This is a genomic window from Halomonas sp. 707D4 (assembly GCF_024158685.1).
In the GTDB taxonomy this organism is placed as follows: domain Bacteria; phylum Pseudomonadota; class Gammaproteobacteria; order Pseudomonadales; family Halomonadaceae; genus Vreelandella.
On the sequence record NZ_JAMZBD010000727.1, the window covers coordinates 1 to 1,106 of the forward strand.

1 protein-coding gene is annotated in these 1,106 nt (G+C 67.3%); it reads right to left on the reverse strand.

What is annotated here, in order from left to right:
- Positions 1–1,106 (reverse strand): methyl-accepting chemotaxis protein (locus BIS11_RS18250; RefSeq protein ID WP_253586816.1); only part of this gene is annotated, 1,106 nt, incomplete at both ends.

Sequence of the window (1,106 nt, forward strand, 5' to 3'; positions counted from 1 at the left end):
TCTCCTGGGCGGCGGCGGCCGAACGCCCGGCCAGGTTGCGCACCTCCTCGGCCACCACGGCGAAGCCGCGACCGTGCTCGCCGGCCCGCGCCGCCTCCACCGAGGCGTTGAGCGCCAGGATGTTGGTCTGGAAGGCGATGGAGTCGATCACATCGATGATGTCGGTCATCTTCTGCGAGCTCTGAGTGATGCGCTGCATGTTGTTCACCAGCTGGCTCATCAGATCGCCGGTCTGGGTGACCCGCTCGGCGTTCTCGTCCGCCAGGCGGCGTGCCTGCTGGGCGTTGTCGCTGTTCTGGCGCACCGTGGTGGTCATCTCCTCCATGCTGGAGGCGGTCTGCTGCAGCGAAGCGGCCTGCTGTTCGGTGCGCGCGGAGAGCTCCTCGTTGCCGCTGGCGATGTTCTGGGCCGCCGGCGTGACGACATCGATGCCGCCCTTGACGTCACCGATGATGCTGCTGAGGCTCTTGCGCATGGTGTTGAGCGAACCCAGCAGGTGGCCGATCTCGTCGCGACGGCTTGGCGGTACCCGGGCCGCCAGGTTGCCGCCGGCGATCTGCAGGGTGAAGCGCGAGGCCGCCTTCAAGGGCTTCAGGATCGAGCGCAGGATCGCCACACCCAACAGGATCAGCGCCAGAAGCCCCAGCGCGAGCACACCGGCCTGGAGGGCAAGCATGTTCCCTTGGGCGGCATCCGCGTTGGCCGCCATCGTCTCGGCAGCGCGCTGCTTCTCGCCGATCAGGTCGTTGACCATCCGCGAGAGATCGCGCCCTTCGCTGTTCATCATGGCGTTGACGCCTTCGATACCGGTGAAGGCCTGGTAGGTCTCCTCGGCGCGCAGCACCTCGACGGCACGGCCCATGCCGTCACTCAGAAACGCCTGCAGGCGGTCGTCGAAATCGCTGGCGAGCGCCGTATCGTTCACCGCGCGACCGTAGTAGTCCTGCCAGGTCGCCCCGACCTCGCTGGTGCTCGCCTCGACCGCGTCGGCGATCTCGAAGCGGCTGTTGATCAACTCCATGCGCGTGGGCTCGACCAGCGACTGGCGGGTCTCGGCGATGGTCTGGTCGATCTGCTGCAGACGGATGACGTCGCGCAGGCCATCC